Genomic DNA, 19,562 nt, shown 5'->3' on the forward strand with positions numbered 1-19,562 from the left:
CAGGTGAGCCTGATGGATACTTTGCGTGGATTTGATCGTGATGCCGCCGAGGCCGAACTCGACCTGAGCGGTTTCGAGGACGACGTGCCGAGCGAGCCGCCGCCGGTGGTGGGGCAGGACGAGCGCCGCATGCAGGTGCGCGCCTACAACTATTGGGCAGGCCTGCTGGGCGAACATTCGTTCCCGCTGGTCGCGCCGCTGCTCTCGGGCACTTACCCGGACTTTGCCGACAACCTCGTGCTGCTACACTTCGACGAAGGGATCGAAGACCCGGCGATCGCCTTCCTCGGCGCGAAGCTGGCCGACGAGTGCGGCACGGAAAGCTCGATCACCCGCCTGAGCCAGGTGCCCGGCCGGTCGCTGCTGTCACGCATCACCGATCATTACATGCAGATCATCGCCAATCAGGCACCGATCGGCTTCGAAGCCGAGTTCGTGAACCACTTTGGCCGCACGATCCTCTACCGCGGTATCCTGCTGCCGTTCTCCTCGGACGGAACGCGCATCGACTACATCATGGGCGCGATCAACTGGAAGGAACTGGCCGACCAGGCGACGACCGACGAGTTGCTGCTGGAAATCGGGCAGGCGCTCGATTCGGCACCGATCAAGAGCCAGCCGCGCCGTCCGCTGATCGAGCCGACCGATGCCTGGGCCGATGGCCCGGCCTCGCTTGACGGCGATATCTTTCCTGAGCCCGCCTTCGGGCTCGACGACGATATCCTGCCGCTGCCCGCAGGCGCACCTGCCGATGAACCGGAAGCCCTGGCCGATTGGCTCGCTTCGGCGCGCGAACTGGCCTTGGTTGCCAATTCGAGCGAGGATCGCACCCGCAGCGCGCTTTATGCCGCGATCGGGCGGGCCTGGGACTTCGCTCTGGCAGCGCAGGCCGAACCTGAAGAGTTTGCCGAACTGCTGGACGACGCAGGGCTGACCATGCAGGAGCGCGCGCCGATGACGCCGGTGGTCAAGCTGGTGTTCGGCGCCGACTACGACAAGACGCGCCTGACCGAGTACGCCACCGCGCTGACCCATGCGCAACGCATCGGCCTGCGCCGTGGCGAGCTGGGTGCCTATCTTTCCGAGGCTGCCGGCGGCCTCAAGGGCGTGATCAATGCCGAGCGCCGTCTGCGCCGCGAGGAAGCCGGCAAGGCGCTGGCCAAGCGCGGGCCCGAAGCGCTGGCGCAATCGCTGCGCGCGCTGCCGGCACGCAAGGTCACCGAGATCGCGCCGCCCGAAGGCGAGGAGTTTGCGCTGGTGGTGGTGCGTCGCCTTGAAAGCGGCGAGATCGTCGCGCTGGGCGAAGTACACGATGACGCAGCCCTGTTCGAACGCGCGGCGCGCCATCTGATCGGCTGACCCACTGCCCCTGCAGGTGCCTTGCGCAATGGCGGCAGCCTGCTAGCCAGTGCCCCATGGCACGGACGGTCAAGGGCAAGCGACGCATGGGGTGGATCGGCTGGGCGGCGCTTTGCTTCGTCCTGCTCGGGCTGGTGGGCTATCTTGCCTACCGCCATGCCATGCAGGAAAACGCCGTGGCCGTGCTCGACGGCGCCGACAAGCTGCTCAACGGTGGCGATGGCGCGATCCAGCAGGTCGCGGCCGAGCGCTATGGCAAGGACCCGGCGCAAAAGCTCGAGATGTTCGTGCCGCAAGGCGCCAAGGGCACGCTGCCGATCGTGGTGTTCGTGCATGGTGGCAGCTGGGCGAGCGGCGATCCCCACGACTATCGCTTCATCGCGCGGACGCTGTGCGCGCAGGGCTATGCGGTCGTGCTGGCGGGCTACCGGCTCTATCCGCAGGCGAAGTTTCCCGGCATGCTGGAGGACGGCGCTGCCGCCCTGCGCTGGGTGCAGGACAATGCCGCGAAGTATCATGGCGATCCGGCGCGCATGGCGCTGATGGGGCATTCGGCCGGGGCCTACAACGTGGTCATGCTCACGCTTGATCCGCACTGGCTGAATGGCGTGGGGCTGGATACGCGGGTAATCCGCGGGACGGTCTCGCTTGCCGGACCGTTCGATTTCCTGCCCCTCGATTCGCCGGCGACCATTAACAGCTTCGGCGATGCGCCTGATCTTTCCGGAACCCAGCCGGTGAACTTCGCACGCCAGGACGCGCCGCCGCTGCTGCTGGTGACCGGGGATGCCGACACCCGGGTAAAGCCGCGCAATTCCAAGGCGCTGGCCCGGCGATTGACCGAGGCAGGCGCGCCGAACCAGCCGGTCCTGCTCGACGGCGTGACCCACGAAGGCATCATCATGATGTTCGCGCGCCCGTTCTCGCGCGATACCCGCGCGCTCGATGCGGTGCTGCCGTTCCTCGCCAGGGTCACGGCACCTTCAGTTGCGGTTCAGGCTGCTGGCCGATAGTCCGAGCCCCGTGACAGTCCGAATCCCCGCCCTGCTCCTTGCGCGCCTGCTCGCGCTCCTTGCCGCGCTGTCGCTGTGCATCCAGCCTGCCGCAGCGCAATCGGTGCTGCGCGATGCGGAGACCGAGGCGCTGTTCCGCGATGCCTCCGCGCCGATCTTCAAGGCCGCGGGGTTCAACCCTAACGCCATCGATCTGGTCCTGCTGAACGACGGATCGATCAATGCCTTCGTTGCCGGTGGTCAGGCGATCTATATCCATTCGGGGCTGATCAGCGCGGCTGACAACGTCAACGAATTGCAGGGCGTGATCGCGCACGAGCTCGGCCATATCACCGGCGGCCACATCATCCGCTATAACGAGGGGCTGAAGCCGGCCACCGGCATCACTGTGCTGTCGCTGCTGCTCGGCGGGCTTGCTGCGGCAGCAGGATCGCCCGATGCCGCGCTGGGCGTGTTCATGGCTGGGCAGCAGGCCGCGCTGGGCAAATTCCTCGCCTTCAGCCGCGCGCAGGAAAGCTCGGCCGACGCTGCGGGCGCAAAGTTCCTTTCCGACGCCGGCATTTCCGGGCGCGGTTCGATCGAGTTCTTCAAGAAGCTGCAGAACCAGGAATTCCGCTATGGCTACAATGCCAGCAAGAATCCGGACGCGGAGTTCTACAGCACCCACCCGATGACGTCCGACCGCCTGACCACGCTTCAGGATGTCTATGAAAAGGACCCGGCGTGGAACACCCCGCCCCCGGCCGAGCTGCAGGCGCGGTTCCAGCGGGTCAAGGCCAAGCTCAATGGCTATCTGGCCGAACCGCAGGACACGCTGCGCGCCTACCCCGACTACATGACCGATATTCCCGCGCGCTATGCCCGCGCCTATGCCTTCCACAAGGAGGCTTACGTCGACAAGGCGCTGGCGGAGACCAGGGCCCTGATCGCCAGCGATCCGGACAACCCCTATTTTCTCGAGCTGGAAGGACAGATCCTGCTCGAATCCGGCCGCCCCGCCGATGCCCTGCCGCCACTGCGCAAGGCAACACAGCTGACCGGCAACGAGCCGCTGATAGCGACGACCTTTGGCCACGCCCTGATCGCCACCGAGGACAAGGACAATTTTGCCGAGGCCGAGAAAGTGCTGAAGACCTCGGCATCGCGCGACCGGGACAATCCCTTCACCTGGTACCAGCTCGGCGTGGTCTATGAAGCCAAGGGCGACATTCCGCGCGCGCGCCTTGCCAGTGCCGAACAGCAGCTGATGAACATGCAACTGGCCGAAGCCGTGCGCAGCGCCGAGGCGGCCGAAGCGGCACTGCCCAAGGGCACGCCCGACTGGCTGCGCGCGCAGGACATTGCGATGTCGGCGCGGGCAATGATGGAACGCCAGAAGAAATCCCGCTAGGCACCAGTCGATGTCAGATACACAGCCCCGCCGCATTGGCGCATTCGCCGCCCTCGCCCTGCTCCTTGCCGCAGGCGGCGCTGCTGGAGGATGGTGGTACGCCCACCGCGACGCCGGCACCGCAGCAAGTGACGACGCGCAGCTCGAAGCCTCGCTGGCGAGCGCCGGGATCGACGGAAAGGAACGCGCCGCGATCGAAGGACTGGTGCGGTCCTATATTCTCGAACACCCCGAAGTCCTGCCCGAAGCGATGGAGCGGTTGCAACAGCGCGAGGCGGCAGCACAGATCGGTCCGATGCGCGGCGCGCTGGAAACGCCCTTCCCCGGTGCGGTCATGGGCAATCCCAACGGCAAGGTCACGCTGGTCGAGTTCACCGACTTTGCCTGCACTTATTGCCGACAGAGCGTGAAGACGCTCGACGCGCTGATCGCGAAGAACCCGGACCTGCGCGTGGTGGTGCGCGAATTGCCGATCATCGCGCCCGAAAGCGCGCCCGCCGCGCGCATGGCTCTGGCCGCCGCAGCGCAGGGCAAGTATCCCGCCTATCACAAGGCGATGTTCGAAGGCGCCCGGCCTTCGGACGCCAGCATCACCGCTGCGGCAACCGCGGCAGGGCTCGACCTCGCCTCGGCAAGGACCTTTGCGGCCCGGCCCGATGTCGAGGAAGAGCTGAAGCGCAACCTGCAGCTGGCCCGCCAGCTCGGCATCAATGGAACGCCCGCCTGGGTGATCGGCGAACAGTTGGTTCACGGCGCAGTTCCGCAGGAAGACCTGCAGGCCGCCATCGATGCAGCACGCAAAGGCTGAGCCGGAAGAAACAGGGGCGGACTAGCCTAGGCCGGTCCGAACGGTTACAAACCTTTTCATGGCCGCGCTGCCGTTCAGACCCACGCCGTTCTTCGGCAACAAGAACAGAGCCTTCTGGCGCCTGCAGTTCATGGGCTGGGGCGGCGCTATGCTGCTGCGTGCGATGTCGTCCATCGCCAATGCACAGCCGTGGTCGTTCCTCGTCATCGTCGTCATCGCCACGATCACCGGCTTCTCGATCTCGCTGATCCTGTCGGTGATCTATCGCGCGCTGATCAATCGGCGGCCGATCGTGACCTGGGGCGTGACCGCCATCGCGATGTCGGTGGCCGTCGGCCTCTACGCCTTCATCGATTCGTGGGTGATCAGCCTTTACCGGCAGGGCGGCGATGCCAGTTTCGCGCAGCTGTTCCTCGGGGTTTTCTACCTCGACCTCACGCTCGTGATCTCGTGGACCGGGCTCTATTACGCGATCAACTTCTTCCTGCAGGTGGAAGAGCAGAACGACCAGCTGATGCGGCTGGAAGCGCAGGCAACTTCGGCCCAGCTGGCCATGCTGCGCTACCAGCTCAACCCTCACTTCCTGTTCAACACGCTCAACTCCATCTCCACGCTGGTCCTGCTCAAGCAGACCGAACCGGCCAACGCGATGCTTTCGCGCCTGTCCTCGTTCCTGCGCTACACGCTGGTGAACGAGCCGACCGCACGGGTAACCGTGGCGCAGGAAATCGAGACGCTGAAGCTCTACCTCGATATCGAGCGCATGCGCTTCGAGGAGCGCCTTCGGACGGAATTCCGCATCGACGATGCCGTGCGCAACGGGTTGATGCCCTCGCTGCTGCTGCAGCCGCTGGTCGAAAATGCGATCAAGTATGCCGTCAGCCCGATGGAGTACGGCGCGGAAATCACGGTTGAGGCGCAACTCGTCGGTCCAATGCTGCGGGTCACCGTGTCGGACACCGGGCCGGGCTTGCCCCGGGCACCGATCCTTCAAGCGTGTTCGGCGTGAGCAGTGACAGCACCGGGATCGGTCTTGCCAACATCCGCGACCGTCTGGTCCAGGCCTATGGCGAGAACCAGCGCTTCGATATTTCAAACCGCCCGGAAGGGGTTTTCAGGTCGTGCTCGAACTGCCGTTCGAAGCAAAGGCCGAGCCTGTACCAGGCATTCCCGTCCGGCGCCCGATCGGGGCCGGCATGGGGGTTGGTGCATGATCTCGGGAACCGACTGCCACTTTACCCGTCCTGCCATCAGGCAGACTCCAACGGGGACCGTTTCGGGGGCGCAACGTGATCCAAGTCTGGACAAGACCCAAGGGAACCGCATGACGATCCGCACGATCCTCGTCGACGACGAGAAACTGGCCATTCAGGGGCTGCAGCTCCGCCTTCAGGCCTTCCCCGATGTCGAAGTGATCGACACCTGTTCGAACGGCCGCGAGGCCATCCGCAAGATCAAGACCGAAAAGCCCGACCTCGTGTTCTGCGACATCCAGATGCCCGGCTTTGACGGCTTCTCGGTGGTCAAGGGCGTGATGGAAATCGACCCGCCGTTGTTCGTGTTCGTGACCGCATATTCCGAACACGCGATCAAGGCGTTCGAGGCCAACGCGGTCGATTACCTGCTCAAGCCGGTGGAGGAAGACCGCCTTGCCGACGCGCTTGACCGCGCGCGCACCCGGCTTTCGGAAAAGCGCAGCCGCGAAGAGGCCGACAAGCTCAAGAACGTGCTCGCTGAAGTGGCCCCTGGCGCCATGCCCGAGATCGAGGACGAGGGCGAGCCGGTGGTCGGCCGCTTCGAAAAGCTCATCAACATCAAGGATCGCGGCAAGATCTTCCGCGTCGATGTCGACACGATCGAGCGCATCGAGGCCGCTGGTGACTACATGTGCATCTACACCGGCGACAATTCGCTGATCCTGCGCGAAACGATGAAGGATCTCGAGCGCCGCCTCGATCCCCGCGTGTTCCAGCGCGTGCACCGCTCGAAGATCGTCAACCTTGACCAGGTGCGCCAGGTCAAGCCGCACACCAACGGCGAATGCTTCCTCGTGCTGGAAAGCGGCGCCGAAGTGAAGGTGTCGCGCTCCTACCGCGACGTGGTCGCGCGCTTCGTTCACTGACCTCGACAGAAAGGCCGGGAATGGTAATGCGCTCTGCATGAGCAGTTTCTCCATTCCCGGCTTCGATCTGGAAGCCTTCGTCGCGGCAACGCTGGCCGAGGATCTTGGTGAAGGCTTGCCCGGCGGCGGGCATGACGTCACCAGCGAAAGCGTGATCCCGGCAGACGCCCGCTTTTCGGGCGTGATGGACAGCCGCGATGCGATCACGGTCTGCGGGTTGCCCATCGCGGCCGCATTCTTCCGCGCGCTCGATCCCGACATGACGATCGAGATCCTGGTCGAGGAAGGCGCGCGGGTGGCACCCGGTTCGGACCTGATGCGGCTCGAAGGCAATGCCCGCGCCATGCTCACGGGCGAGCGCAGCGCGCTGAACACCGTGCAGCACCTGTCGGGCGTGGCGACACTGACCCGCCAATATGTCGATGCCATGGGAGACACGAACGCAAAGCTGCTTGATACCCGCAAGACCATCCCCGGCCTGCGCCACCTCGAAAAGTATGCCGTGCGCACCGGCGGCGGGACCAATCACCGCATGGGCCTGTGGGATGCGGCGATGATCAAGGACAACCACGTGCTGGTGGCAGGCGGCGTGGCCGAGGCCGTGCGCCGCGCACTGTCTGCCGGCGTCAAGGATGTGATCTGCGAAGTCGATCATATCGACCAGATCCTGCCTGCGCTCGATGCCGGGGCAACCCGCCTGCTGCTCGACAACATGGGCCCTGACCGCTTGCGCGAAGCTGTGGCGCTCGTCGCAGGCCGCGTGCCGTGCGAGGCCTCAGGCGGCGTGCGGCTCGACACGATCGGCGCGATTGCCGCTTCGGGCGTCGACTACGTCTCGGTCGGCCGCCTGACCCAAAGCGCGCCTGCCGCCGACATTGGCCTCGATTTCACGCCCCTCGCCTGAACGGAACCCAAGATGCGTCCCGCCACCATCCGAGCCTTTGAAATCAGCGTGATCGCCAGCCAGCTGATCCGAATCGTCAACATCGTTGCCAATGCAGGGGCCATGGCCGCCGCGCTGGAAGTCGGCCGCAACGAGTTGCTGATCGGCCCTTTTGCAAACGCGCTGGTCGCCATCGGTCTTGCGCTCGCAGTGTCCCGAGGGCGCTTTGCGATAGCGCGCTGGTTCCTTGTTGCCGTGATCGCGCTCGACGTCCTGGGGCTGGGTGGCATTCCGGCAGTAGCGACGATGATCGGCATTCCCTTCGCCATCTTCTCGGTCATCGCAATCCTGCTGATGATTGCCGCAGGCGTGCTGATGTTCCTGCCCGCATCGACGGCGTGGTTGAAGCAGGGCAAGGCAGACTGACCATGCGCTGGCTGGCAGCGGTCGCGGTTATCGCATCCAGCCCCGCCCTCGCGCAGGGCTGGCAGTGTCAGGTGCCGCCGCAGATCAGCGTGCCGCCCCTGCCCGCGCCCGATGCGCCGACCCGGGTGGTGCCGACGACCGGCTACACGCTAGCGATCAGCTGGTCGCCCGAGTTCTGCCGCACGCGCAAGGATGATCCGCGCCATGCCACGCAGTGTTCGGGCCGACAGGGGCGTTTTGGCTTCGTGCTCCACGGGCTCTGGCCAGATGGCAAGGACGGCAAGTATCCGCAGTACTGCCCTTCGCGGCTGCTGCCCGATGCGCAAGTCCTGCGCCGCAACTTCTGCACTACGCCTTCGACCGATCTCATGATGCACGAATGGGCCAAGCACGGCACCTGCATGGGCATCAGCCCCGCGGACTATTTCGCCAAGGGCCGCGAGCTGTTCCAGAGCCTCGAGTTTCCCGACATGGCCCGCCTGTCGCGCACCGAGTCGCTGGACGTCGGCAAAGTCAAGCAGGCGATGGTCATCGCCAATCCGCGCCTCAAGCCCGACATGTTCCGCCTGCTGCTCGGCCGCGACGGCTGGCTGCGCGAGGTGCATCTGTGCCATTCGCGCAAGCTCAAGCCCGCGCGCTGCCCGATCGGCAAGGCCGGGCCGCCGGACACGGTGCCCGTGAGGATCTGGCGCTCCTTCTAACGCCGCTCGCGGAAGAAGCTGCGGAGCAGGTCCGCTGCCTCGTCCTCCCCCATGCCGGAATAGACTTCGGGCCGGTGCAGGCAGGTCGGCTGGTCGAACACCCGCGCGCCATGCTCCACCGCGCCGCCCTTGGGATCGCTGGCCGCATAATAGACGCGGTCGATGCGGGCGTGGACAATGGCGCCCGCACACATCGCGCAAGGCTCCAGGCTGACCCACAGGTCACACCCTGCGAGACGTTCCTGCCCCAGCGCCGCAGCGGCAGCCCGAATCGCCAGCACTTCGGCGTGGGCGGTGGGGTCACACAGCTTGCGCGGCTGATTATGGGCGGCAGCGATGACCTTCCCGTCCTTGACGATCACCGCCCCGATCGGCACTTCGCCCTCATCGGCAGCCTTACGGGCTTCAGCAAAGGCCAGTCGCATCGGTTCGGGAAGGGGCCAGCGGGTCATGGCGCGGGGTATAAGTGGCGGATCGTCGCTTTCAAACTCCGAATCCTTGACTTCGTCCGGTGAATCGATAAGAGCCGCGCCTTCCCGATAGGTATTATCGAACACAAGCGAGTTTTAGCCATGTCGCGTATCTGCGAACTGACCGGTAAGGGCCGCCAAGTCGGTCACAACGTAAGCCACGCCAACAACAAGACCAAGCGTCTGTTCCTGCCCAACCTGCAGAACGTCACGCTGATGAGCGAGAAGCTGGAGCGCAGCTTCAAGTTCCGCGTGTCGACCCATGGTCTGCGCTCGGTCGAGCACAACGGCGGTCTCGACAACTGGCTGCTGAAGCAGTCGGACACCAAGCTTTCGACGCGCGCCCTCAAGGTGAAGCGCGAGCTGGTGAAGGCGAACGCCGCCTAATCCTTCAGCCCGCAAGGGTCGAAACATCGAGAGCCCCCTTTCCCATGTGGAACGGGGGCTTTTGCTGTGTTCGCTATCGGCCCGGAAGATGCGCCGGATCGAACTCCAGCCTGAGCAGCCGCGTCTGCTGAAAGGTTGAGGCATTGGCGTCAGAGACAAGCCAGAGCGAAAGCCCGGCCTTGCCCGCCGTCAGCGCCATCCCTTCCCAGTTCTCGTGCAGGACCGGCCCTTCTAGACGGGCCAGCTCGACTGTCGGCAATGGCCGTCGCGGATCGAGGCGCGAAACATCGGCAAGCACGATCCGCGCCGAAAAACCGGGTGGTGACAGGCCCAGCTTGCGCACAAGAATGAGGAGCCGACCGTCAGGCAAAGGCACTGCATCCACCGGATCGAACCCGGCAGGAACCAGAAAGCCGAACTTTTGGGCTTTCGACAGTCCTGGCCTGCCCTTGAACATCAGTCCGAGGTGCAGACCACCGCGGCCGGTCCCGCACGATTCGCAGAGCATGATCCAGCGCCCGTCGGGCAGGCGGGCCATTGCCTCGGCTCCGCCATTGCGCGGCCAGTCCCGCGTTTCGTTCACCGGGATAAGACTGGCGGCACCGGTTCGAGGGCCTGTCCGCACCACGCGCACGTCGTCCTCCAGTCCGGTCCACAGGCTGCCATCGGCAGGGTCACGCACGACGCTTTCAGTATCGAAGCCGATGCTGGTGTGCCCATCGGGCCAACGCTGCACCACCATGTTCGGCATCGGCGAGGTGAAGACACCGGGTTTGAGCGGCACGGGGATCGACAGCGTGCGATTGCGGTCGCTTATGGCCAGCAGCCCGCCCTCTTGCGGGACCAGCGCCGAATAGCCGCCAAAGCGATGATCCCCGCCTTCCAGCAACCAGGCCTGCTGCAACACGAAGGGGCCAAGCTGCTCTCGCTCCGCTGCGGGGACTTTTGGCAGGAGGTCAGTCACGACGACCCGGCGATCGAACGTGAATGGGTCGCTGCGCTGCGTTGCCCAGACCAGCACCGCCAGCGGCAGCAATACGAGTAATGTGAAGAGTTTGCGGCGCACGGGCCTGCCGTGGGCATCGCTCACGGGGCCGTCAATCGCGAATCATGCCCAAGCGCCGGCAAGCCGGACAGAAGTGGCGCGGTCAGGTGGCCCGGAACTTCAGCGCGTCACCATTGATGCAATAGCGCAGCCCCGTGGGTGCGGGGCCATCATCAAAGACGTGGCCGAGGTGGCCGCCGCACTGCGTGCAGTGCACTTCGGTGCGGACCATCCCCAGCGAGCGGTCGGAACTGGTTGCCACGCCCTTGGGCAAGGGCTTCCAGAAGCTGGGCCAGCCAGTGCCGCTATCGAACTTGGTGGAGGATGAAAACAGCGGGTGGCCGTCTGCCGCGCAAACGAAGGTGCCCTTGCGGTGCTCTTTCAGCAGCGGCGAGGTGAACGGGCGTTCGGTGCCTTCCTCGCGCAGAATGTAGAACTGTTCCGCTGTCAGCAGGCGCCGCCACTCGGCCTCGCTCTTCATGATCGGGAAGGTGCCTTTGGCCGCCGGCTTGGCGCTGCAGGCACTGGCGAAAGGCAGGACCGAACCTGCAGCGAGAAAGGCGACGAAGCGGCGGCGGGTGGCGATCATGGGCGAAACCTCAGGTTGTCCTGCCGATGGGAGAGAGGGTGTTACCTCGGGGGCGGAGTGTCCACCGGCAGGACTTGGAACTATCTAGCCCGGCCCTGCCTCCACCATCGTGACGAAAGTCATAGCACGATCGCCTGTATGCCCGATTACCGCTTTTCGAGCATGACCTCGAGCTTGCGGAACCCGTGGACGAAGTTGGCGCGGACGCGTTCGATTTCGCCGGCAACGCGCACCTGCATCCGCCGCTCGTGCATTTCCTCGAGCAGGATGCGCAGTTGCAGCTCGGCGAGACGCGCGCCGACGCAGCGATGCACGCCATAGCCGAACGACAGGTGACGCCGCGCATTGTCGCGGTCGACGATCAACTTGTCGGCGTTCTCGAACACGGTCTCGTCGCGGTTGGCCGAGATGTACCAGAGAATCAGCTTCTGGCCTGCCTTGATCTGCTGGCCGAACAGGTCGGCATCGGCCGTGGCGGTGCGGCGCATGTGGGCGAGCGGGGTGACATAGCGGATGCACTCCTGCACGGCGTTCGGGATCAGCGAGGGATCACGGGCAAGCAGGTCGCGCTGGTCGGGGAACTGGTCGAGCGCATGGACGATGCCCGACATGGTGTTGCGCGTGGTATCGTTGCCGCCAACGATCAGCAGCACGAGGTTGCCCATGAATTCCTGCGGGCTCATGTGGTTCATCGCCTCGGAGTGGATCATCATCGAGATGAGATCGCCCGACGGCTCGGACCGCATGCGTTCGCCCCACAGGCGCTGGAAATAGTGCGCCATCTCGCCAAGGAAGCCGAAGCGCATGTCCGACAGTTCGCGCGCGAGGACGAGCTCGACGTCACCGGCCCAGTCCGACCAGAACGTCAGCAGGCGGCGGTCAGGCCACGGAAAGCCGAACAGCAGCGCGAGCATGCCGGTGGTCAGTTCGATCGAAACCTTGTCGACCCAGTCGAACTTTTCGCCCCATGGCAGCGAATCGAGCACCTCGCCGGTGCGCTGGCGGATCTCGCGCTCCATCTCGACCATCTTGGCCGGAGTGAAGGCTGGCGCCACCGTGCGGCGCTGGCCAGTGTGTTCGGGGCGGTCCATCGCGATGAACATCGGCAGCTGACGTTCAGCCAGCAGCGCGGGATCGGTATCGGCCGGCGGATCGCCGATGGTGATGCCGCCGTACTGCCATGACGAGGAATAGAGTTCGGGCAGTGATTCGACGTGCTGGATCGCCTTGTGGTTCACCACGTTCCAGTAGGCGCCATAGGGCGATTCGGGCACGAAATTGACCGGGGCTTCGCGACGCATCTCTGCAAAGATCGGCTGCCAGCGGTCCTCTACATAGATATCCGAGCGGCTGACATCCCACTTGTGGGTATGCGCCGGGATCGCTTGTGGATTGTCCTTGAGCCAGGCGGTGAACGCCTCGATCGCGGTGGGAGAGCTGCGGTAGGTGAACTGCTGGGCTTCGGGTGCAAGCTGCGTGGCCATGGCTATCCTCCGGAAAGGCCGCACGTTGCCCGCGCGGTCCTCGTCACTTTGGTAGCTTGCCACAACCTACATGCGTGTCAATAAGCTTTGCGCCGGAACCGTGCGAACACTCCGCCCTTGGCCTTGCCGCGCGCGGGGCCCGATTTCATGACCGTCCGGCGGAACAGCTGAGCCCCTGCCCGCACGATCACGACAACCCAGAACGCCTGCCACAGCAGCGCCAGGACATGCGGCCACACTTCGGGTTGTTGCGCGGCCCGCGCCAGCATGGCGTAGGGCGAGCTGACCGGGAAGATCACCGAAAGCCATTCCACCCACGAGCCCGGCATCGTCAGCGCATAGCTCGAGAAGAAGAACACCATCAGCTGGAACATCGAGACCGGCATCGACAGCGTCTGCACTTCGCGCACCGTGGCCGCCATGCCGCCGATCGACAGGAACAGCGATCCCATCAGCAGGTAAGCCATCGCAAAGTAGAGGAAGCCGAGAATCAGGAACAGCGGCCAGCCCACCGCAGGGGCAGACATGCTGGGCAGGCTTTCCGAACCGGCCAGCACGATCGTGCCGATGGCCGTGCCCCACACGGCAATGCCGACAAGGCTCACGGCGAGCATGGCGAAGAGTTTGCCCATGAACAGGGCGTCCATCGGGATGGCGGCGGCAAGAACCTCGATGATCTTGTTGCCCTTTTCCTCGACAAGGTTGGACAGGACCATGCCCGCCAGCAGCATCGTCAGCAGGAACAGCAGCACTTGCGCGCCTTGCGCGGTGTAGATCTGGCCGGTGCGGACCTTGGCGATCGAGGTGTTGACCTCCTCGACCTGCACGTCCGGATAGGCAGTCGGTGTCTCGGCGCGGGCGCGGGCGGCGAGGTTGGAAACGAGGCCAACCCACTGGCGCGCGCGGTCGGCGGTCGCGGTCAGGGTCGGGGCAGCGAGCGTCCCGCCGACGACCGCAGTCACCTCGCGGTTGCCGTCGGAAAGAGCGCTCCGGGCATCGAAGGCTTCTCCTGGCGCCGCCGCGGCAAGTTCGATCATGTCGGGCAGGCCACCGGCCATGCGCCCGTCCAGTTCCTCGCGCGCGGCAAGCATGCGCTTGTTGTCCTGCGCGCTCATCGCAAGGCCGATGGTCGGCCTCTCGACGTTCTGCTGGACCTTGGCGCCGATGTTTCCGGCAAGCCCGCCCACGACCAGCGGGAAAGCCGGGCCGATCAGGAAGAAGATGAAGGTCTTGGAGAACACCACGGCGACGAAGTCGCGCCGGGCGATGACCAGCGCGCAGCGCAGCTTTTCGGCAAATCCGGTCACCGCGCGTCTCCTTCGCTTTCCTCGAGCGCCCTGGCCGCAGCCTCGCCGGCGATGGCAACGAAGGCATCGTGCAGCCCCGCCCGCTCGATCGAGAGGCTGAGAATCCCGGCATCGCCTTCGATCAGCGCGCGCAGCAGTGGCTCGACGCCGGTTTCGGGCAGGGTGAAGTACCAGAACGCGCCTTCGTGCCGCACGTCTGCCGGAAGCGCGGCGCGCCACGGCCCATCTTGCGCGCGCGTTTCGAGCCGGACTTGCGGGCGCAGGCGGTCGCGGGCGAGATCGACCGGCCCGGCGAAGGGCACCTTGCCCCGGCGATGATCGCGATCCTGTCGCACAGGCGCTCGGCATGAGCGATCACGTGGGTCGAGAAGATCACCGTGGTGCCGCCTGCCGCCAGCGCGCGGATCATGCGTTCGAGCTTGCCTTGGTTGAGCGCGTCGAGGCCGGAGAAGGGTTCGTCCAGCACCACAAGATCAGGTTTGTGGACGAGCGTGCCGAGCAGTTGCACGGTCTGCGCCATGCCCTTGGACATCTGGCGAATCTGGCGGTCGGCTGCATAGCCAAGCCCATGTTCTTCCAGCAATTCCCGCCCGCGCCGGCGCCCCTCTTTCAGCGGCACGCCGCGCAAAGCGGCAAGGAAGCCGATGGCCTCATAAGCCTTCATCGCCGGGTAAAGGCCGCGCTCCTCGGGCAGGTAGCCGATGCGCCGGGCAACCTCGGTCGGGCGTTCGTGGCCCAGCACGCGGCGATAGCCGGCGTCGGGATCGATGATGCCGAGCAGCATGCGCAGCGTCGTCGTCTTGCCGGCGCCATTGGGGCCGAGAATGCCGTAGATGGCGCCCTTGGGCACGGATATGTCTACGCCGTCGACAGCGGTGAATCCGTCGAAGCGCTTGACCAGCCCGCGCGCCTCGATCGCAAGTTCTGGAGGGGCGAGTTCCACTCCGGTGCTGTCAACCGCGTTGCCAGCCACCGGCCATTCCCCTAGCTCGATCTTCATGGGTCATTGCCCTAGCGATAGGCGATGAACGAGCAGGGCAGCAAGTGTGGTTAACGCAAGTCCAACTCTCGCAGGCAGAGCGGCAACTCCCGGGGGCAATGGGGCAACTCCTGGCAGCGAAGGCATGACTCTCGAGGGCAAACTGGCAGCGGAAGCGACCCGCCTCGGCTTTGCGGCCTGTGGCATCGCACCCGCCGATGACGACCCCCTCCGGGCGGCCCGACTCGAACAGTGGCTGGGCGAGGGATGCCACGGAGCGATGGAGTGGATGGAAACCCGCCTCCACCACCGCCGCGGGCCGCAATCGCTCTGGCCCGACGCGAAGAGCGTGATCGCGCTGGGCATGAGTTATGCCCCGGCGGCAGATCCTCGCGCGCTGGAAGCGCATCCGGAGCGGGGGCGCATCTCGGTCTATGCGCAGGGCGGCGATTATCATGACGTGGTGAAGCGCAATCTCAAGGCGCTGGCGCGGTGGCTGATGGCGGAAGTGCCGGGGGCCGAGGTCAAGGTCTTCGTCGATACCGCGCCGGTGATGGAAAAGCCGCTGGGGCAGATGGCGGGAATCGGGTGGCAGGGGAAGCATACCAATCTGGTGAGCCGGACTCACGGTTCGTGGCTGTTCCTGGGGGCGATCTACACGACGCTGGAGCTGACGCCCGATGTGCCCCATGCCGACCGCTGCGGATCGTGCACGGCGTGCCAGACGGCCTGCCCCACCAATGCTTTTCCCAAGCCTTATCAGCTGGATGCGCGGCGGTGCATTTCCTATCTGACGATCGAGCACAAGGGACCGGTGGCGGAGGAATTCCGCGCTGCCCTGGGCAACCGCATCTATGGCTGTGACGATTGTCTGGCGGCCTGTCCGTGGAACAGCTTTGCGCGGGCGGCGCAGGCCAACCGCGCGTTCCTGCCCCGCGGCGAGCTGACCGCGCCGAAGCTGGCCGAGCTGCTGGCGCTGGACGACGCGACGTTCCGGCAGGTGTTCAGCGGCAGCCCGATCAAGCGGATCGGGCGCGACCGGATGGTGCGCAATTGCCTTTATGCCGCAGGCAACAGCGGCGACCGGGCGCTACTGCCGGTTGTACAGGGCTTGTGCGGCGATCCCGACCCGGCGGTGGCAGATGCCGCCCGCTGGGCCGTGGAGCGGCTGGCTTAGGCGAGCATTTCCTTGAGCGGCACGCTGGCATCGGCCAGTTGCTCAGGGGCGATCTGGGCGCGGGCTTCGACCAGCTTCTTGCCCTGCACGTAGTCCTTGACCATGTTCACGCAATCGAGCGCGATGACCTTGCCGTTCTTGAGGTAGACCACCGAGAACGAGCGCGTGGCCGGATCGCCGCGCAGCACGGCGTTGTCGTGTCCGGTCGAAAGGCCGACGGTCTGCAGGCGCAGGTCATATTGGTTCGACCAGAACCACGGCGTGGCCTTGTAGGGCGCTTCAGTGCCGCAGATGCACTTGGCGACGGTGGTGGCCATGTCGTTGGCGTTCTGGACGGATTCGAGGCGGATCACCGCGCCGTCGGCAAAGTCGTTGGCATGAGCCGCGCAATCGCCGATCGCGTAGACATCGGGCAGCGAGGTGCGGCACAGTTCGTCGACGTCGACGCCGTTGCCACCCGAGGCACCGGCTGCGAGCAGCGGACCGACGCAGGGAATGATGCCGATGCCGACGATGACGATGTCGGCCGGGATGACCGAACCGTCCTGCATCTTGACGCCGGTGGCCTTGGTGCCATCGCCTTCGATGCAGTCCATCGCCGCGCCGGTGCGCAGGTCGACCCCATGGGCGCGGTGTTCGGCCTGGTAGAATTCGGACAGCGCCTCACCGGCAACGCGCGCCAGCACGCGCGGGAGCGCTTCGAGCAAGGTGACCGAAACGTCGAACTTGGTCAGCACGGCAGCAGCTTCGAGGCCGATGTAGCCGCCGCCGACGACAACGGCGCGCTTTGCTCCGGCATCGAGTTCGGCCATCAGCCGGTCGGCGTCTTCCTTGGTGCGGACAGCGTGGACGCCCTTGAGGTCTGCGCCCATGCACGACAGGCGACGCGGATCGCCGCCGGTGGCCCAGATCAGCTTGCCATAGCCGATCTCGCTGCCATCGCCGAGCTTGACCGTGTGCGCGGCGGGATCAAGCGAGACGACTTCGGCGCCGAGCTTCATCTCGACAGCCTTGTCCTCCCAGAACTGCGCCGGACGGATGCAGATGCGATCGAACGTCTTGTCGCGGGCAAGGTATTCCTTGGACAGCGGCGGACGCTCGTAGGGGATTTCCGGTTCGCGGCCGATCACCAGGATACGGCCTTCGAAGCCGTTCTGGCGCAATGCGATGGCTGCTTGTGCGCCGCCATGCCCTGCACCCACGATGATGACGTCTGCGTGCTCCATCCCGAATCCTCCCGGCTGTTGCGAGGGCGTTTGGCCAAAAGCGCGCGTTCGTCAACCGACTGACTTGGAAAAGGCCATTGCGGACAGGCCACAATGGATTTCAGAGTTCCACGATCGTCCCGGCAAGGCGTTCGACTTCGGCGCGGTCATGGCTGACGTAGAGGATCGGCAGGCGCACCTCGTCGCGCAGGCGCTCGATCGTGCGCATGATCTCTTCGCGGCGGGCGCGGTCAAGCGAGGCGAGCGGTTCGTCCATCAGCAGGAAGCGCGGGTTGGAGACCAGCGCGCGCCCGATGGCGACACGCTGGGCCTCGCCGCCCGAGAGCGTGCGCGGCCAGCGATCAAGCAAGTGGGCCAGCCCGAGGAAATCGACGACATCGGCTTGCGACATCGGGCCGCCTTCGCGGGCGCCGTAGGCAAGATTGGCGCGGACGCGCAAGTGCGGGAACAGGCGAGCGTCCTGGAAGACGTATCCTGCGCGGCGTTGCTGGACCGGCAGGTCTGTTGCGGTGGTGCTGTCAAACAGGACTTCGCTGCCCACGACGATGCGCCCCTCATCCGGCTTGAGCAGGCCCGCTACCATGTTGAGGATCGAGGTCTTGCCTGCGCCGGAGGGGCCGAACAGGGCGGTGAGGCCGGGGCTGGCGGTGAAGCTGCAGGCGATGTGCGTATCGCCAAGCCTGCGCGCGACGGTCACTTCAAAGGACATGGGCGCTCCTGCCCATGCGGCGGGCGAGCACTTCGGAAATGACCAGCGCGGCCAGCGACAGCAGCACCGAGATCATGGCGAGGCGGGTCACCGCGCTTTCGCCACCGGGGATTTGCAGAGCGCTGTAGATGGCAAGCGGCAGGGTCTGGGTTTCACCGGGAATGTTGCTGACGAAAGTGATCGTCGCGCCGAATTCGCCAAGCGAGCGGGCAAAGCCGAGCACGGTTCCGGCGATCACGCCGGGCAGCGCGAGCGGAACAGTGATGGTGCAGAATACGCGCCAGCGCGAGGCGCCCAATGTCATTGCCGCAGCTTCGAGGCGCTGGTCGACTGCTTCGATCGACAGGCGCATGGCGCGGACCATCAGCGGCAGGGCCATGACAGCGGCGGCCAGCGCCGCCCCGGTCCAGCGGAACATGAACGTGAGGCCGAGCGCCTGCTCAGCCCACGCACCGACCGGGCCTTGCGGGCCGAAAGCGAGCAGGAGCAGCCAGCCGGTGACGACCGGCGGCAGGACCAGCGGTAGGTGGATCAGCGCATCGAGCAGGACCTTGCCGGGAAAACGCCCCCGCGCCAGAGCCCATGCCAGCGCGAAAGCGACCGGCAGGCAGGCGGCGACCGCGACGGCGCCGACCTTGAGCGAAAGCCGGACGATCTCCCACTCCTCGGGAGTCATCAGCGCCGGCCAAACCCGCGCTTGAGAAAAATGGCGCGGCCTTCGCGCGAGATCAGGAAGCGGCGGAAGGCCTCGGCATCGCGATGGCGCGAAGTCGCCAGCAGGGCGACGGGGTAGGTTATCGGCTGATGGCTTGCCGCAGGGAAAGTCCCGATCACGCGCACGCGGCGCGAGGCCATGGCATCGGTGGCGTAGACGATGCCAAGCGGAGCCGCGCCCCGTTCGACCAGCGCGAGCGCAGCGCGCACGTTTTCGGCGGCGGCGACTTTTCCCGCAACGCTGGTCCACACACCCAGCTTGGTCAGCGCCTCGCGACCGTAGCGTCCGGCGGGGACGGCTGCGGGATCGGCCATGGCAAGGCGGCCAGACCCAAGGGCCCTGGCCAGCGGGAAGTTCCGGGTGATCTGCAGGTTCACACGGCCTTGCGCCGGGGCGACGAGGACGAGGCGGTTTTCGATCAGCCGCGCGCGGGTGCCGGGCTTGAGCAGCGACTTGCCCTGAAGATAGTCCATCCACTCTTCATCGGCAGAGGCGAAGAGATCGGCGCGGGCGCCTGCCTCTGCCTGACGGGCCAAGGCCGAGGACGCGGCGAAGGACAGGACCGGGCGCGCGTGGCCTTTCCTGGCCCAGGCGGCGGCCGCATCGGTCATCGCTTCCTGCAGGCTGGCGGCAGCAAGGACCAGTGGACCTTTATCCTGCGCGAAGGCCGGGGTGGTGCCCGCAAGCGCGATCAGCAGGGCAAAGAGGGCGCGCAGCAGAATCGGCGGCATCATGGTTCCGGAACAAGCTATGTTCGGCTGTATATACCATG

At 65.6% G+C, this 19,562-nt stretch carries 19 protein-coding genes and 2 pseudogenes; 11 read left to right on the forward strand and 10 right to left on the reverse strand.

Features of this window, described 5'->3' with window-relative positions; genetic code table 11:
- Positions 1-12: 12 nt before the first annotated feature.
- From C7W88_RS04945 to C7W88_RS04985, 9 genes and pseudogenes are all read left to right on the forward strand, one after another.
- On the forward strand, positions 13-1,359 hold the full coding sequence (locus C7W88_RS04945; protein ID WP_118074577.1) for a hypothetical protein: 1,347 nt from the start codon (positions 13-15) through the stop codon (positions 1,357-1,359).
- Positions 1,360-1,415: 56 nt separating this feature from the next.
- Positions 1,416-2,372: an alpha/beta hydrolase gene (locus tag C7W88_RS04950; protein ID WP_240344834.1), complete on the forward strand. Its 957-nt coding sequence runs from the start codon at positions 1,416-1,418 to the stop codon at positions 2,370-2,372.
- A gap of 22 nt (positions 2,373-2,394) precedes the next feature.
- Positions 2,395-3,762, forward strand: a complete 1,368-nt coding sequence (locus C7W88_RS04955) for a M48 family metalloprotease (RefSeq protein ID WP_370073230.1) — start codon at positions 2,395-2,397, stop codon at positions 3,760-3,762.
- A 10-nt stretch (positions 3,763-3,772) separates the two neighbouring features.
- The gene (locus C7W88_RS04960) at positions 3,773-4,570 is read left to right on the forward strand and encodes a DsbA family protein (RefSeq protein ID WP_118072721.1); all 798 of its coding nucleotides are present in this window, start codon (positions 3,773-3,775) and stop codon (positions 4,568-4,570) included.
- Positions 4,571-4,628: 58 nt separating this feature from the next.
- Positions 4,629-5,784, forward strand: a pseudogene (locus C7W88_RS04965) (sensor histidine kinase).
- Positions 5,785-5,894: 110 nt separating this feature from the next.
- Entirely contained in the window at positions 5,895-6,692 is a 798-nt protein-coding gene (locus C7W88_RS04970; RefSeq protein WP_118072722.1) for a LytTR family DNA-binding domain-containing protein, read from the forward strand.
- Positions 6,693-6,729: 37 nt separating this feature from the next.
- Positions 6,730-7,596 (forward strand): carboxylating nicotinate-nucleotide diphosphorylase, encoded by an 867-nt coding sequence (nadC, locus tag C7W88_RS04975; RefSeq protein ID WP_118072723.1) that lies wholly within the window; start codon positions 6,730-6,732, stop codon positions 7,594-7,596.
- A gap of 12 nt (positions 7,597-7,608) precedes the next feature.
- Complete coding sequence (locus C7W88_RS04980) at positions 7,609-8,001, forward strand: hypothetical protein (RefSeq protein WP_118072724.1); 393 nt, start codon at positions 7,609-7,611, stop codon at positions 7,999-8,001.
- The gene (locus C7W88_RS04985) at positions 7,974-8,702 is read left to right on the forward strand and encodes a ribonuclease T2 (RefSeq protein ID WP_205525253.1); all 729 of its coding nucleotides are present in this window, start codon (positions 7,974-7,976) and stop codon (positions 8,700-8,702) included. The genes C7W88_RS04980 and C7W88_RS04985 overlap by 28 nt, the downstream gene beginning before the upstream one ends.
- Here the strand turns inward: C7W88_RS04985 and C7W88_RS04990 are convergent.
- Positions 8,699-9,154 (reverse strand): nucleoside deaminase, encoded by a 456-nt coding sequence (locus tag C7W88_RS04990; RefSeq protein WP_118074580.1) that lies wholly within the window; start codon positions 9,152-9,154, stop codon positions 8,699-8,701. The two genes, C7W88_RS04985 and C7W88_RS04990, sit on opposite strands and share 4 nt — an antisense overlap.
- Positions 9,155-9,274: 120 nt before the next feature.
- Between C7W88_RS04990 and rpmB the strand changes: the two genes are divergently transcribed.
- Positions 9,275-9,559 carry a 50S ribosomal protein L28 gene (gene rpmB / locus C7W88_RS04995; protein ID WP_039333029.1) on the forward strand — a complete coding sequence of 95 codons (285 nt, stop codon included), beginning with the start codon at positions 9,275-9,277 and terminating at the stop codon, positions 9,557-9,559.
- 73 nt (positions 9,560-9,632) lie between these two features.
- On the opposite strand, the gene C7W88_RS05000 is transcribed toward rpmB, so the two are convergent.
- From C7W88_RS05000 to C7W88_RS05020, 5 genes and pseudogenes are all read right to left on the reverse strand, one after another.
- Positions 9,633-10,625, reverse strand: a complete 993-nt coding sequence (locus tag C7W88_RS05000) for an esterase-like activity of phytase family protein (protein ID WP_162895916.1) — start codon at positions 10,623-10,625, stop codon at positions 9,633-9,635.
- Positions 10,626-10,707: 82 nt separating this feature from the next.
- Positions 10,708-11,193: a peptide-methionine (R)-S-oxide reductase MsrB gene (gene msrB / locus C7W88_RS05005; RefSeq protein WP_118072727.1), complete on the reverse strand. Its 486-nt coding sequence runs from the start codon at positions 11,191-11,193 to the stop codon at positions 10,708-10,710.
- 146 nt (positions 11,194-11,339) lie between these two features.
- On the reverse strand, positions 11,340-12,677 hold the full coding sequence (locus tag C7W88_RS05010; protein WP_118072728.1) for a cytochrome P450: 1,338 nt from the start codon (positions 12,675-12,677) through the stop codon (positions 11,340-11,342).
- A gap of 77 nt (positions 12,678-12,754) precedes the next feature.
- Entirely contained in the window at positions 12,755-13,984 is a 1,230-nt protein-coding gene (locus C7W88_RS05015) for an ABC transporter permease (RefSeq protein ID WP_118072729.1), read from the reverse strand.
- Positions 13,981-14,984: pseudogene (locus tag C7W88_RS05020) on the reverse strand (ABC transporter ATP-binding protein). Before C7W88_RS05020 ends, C7W88_RS05015 begins: the two are co-directional and overlap by 4 nt.
- Positions 14,985-15,108: 124 nt before the next feature.
- Between C7W88_RS05020 and queG the strand changes: the two are divergent.
- A complete protein-coding gene (gene queG / locus C7W88_RS05025) occupies positions 15,109-16,140 on the forward strand; it encodes a tRNA epoxyqueuosine(34) reductase QueG (protein ID WP_118072730.1) in 1,032 nt (343 codons plus the stop codon).
- Here queG and C7W88_RS05030 read toward each other — a convergent pair.
- From C7W88_RS05030 to modA, 4 genes are all read right to left on the reverse strand, one after another.
- A complete protein-coding gene (locus C7W88_RS05030) occupies positions 16,137-17,366 on the reverse strand; it encodes an NAD(P)/FAD-dependent oxidoreductase (protein ID WP_118072731.1) in 1,230 nt (409 codons plus the stop codon). The two genes, queG and C7W88_RS05030, sit on opposite strands and share 4 nt — an antisense overlap.
- A 100-nt stretch (positions 17,367-17,466) precedes the next feature.
- The gene (locus C7W88_RS05035; RefSeq protein ID WP_118072732.1) at positions 17,467-18,075 is read right to left on the reverse strand and encodes a molybdenum ABC transporter ATP-binding protein; all 609 of its coding nucleotides are present in this window, start codon (positions 18,073-18,075) and stop codon (positions 17,467-17,469) included.
- Complete coding sequence (gene modB, locus C7W88_RS05040) at positions 18,065-18,751, reverse strand: molybdate ABC transporter permease subunit (RefSeq protein WP_118072733.1); 687 nt, start codon at positions 18,749-18,751, stop codon at positions 18,065-18,067. The genes C7W88_RS05035 and modB overlap by 11 nt, the downstream gene beginning before the upstream one ends.
- Positions 18,751-19,521: a molybdate ABC transporter substrate-binding protein gene (gene modA / locus C7W88_RS05045; RefSeq protein ID WP_118074581.1), complete on the reverse strand. Its 771-nt coding sequence runs from the start codon at positions 19,519-19,521 to the stop codon at positions 18,751-18,753. Before modA ends, modB begins: the two co-directional genes overlap by 1 nt.
- Positions 19,522-19,562 lie beyond the last annotated feature (41 nt).

The organism is Novosphingobium sp. THN1 (assembly GCF_003454795.1).
Classification (GTDB): Bacteria; Pseudomonadota; Alphaproteobacteria; order Sphingomonadales; family Sphingomonadaceae; genus Novosphingobium.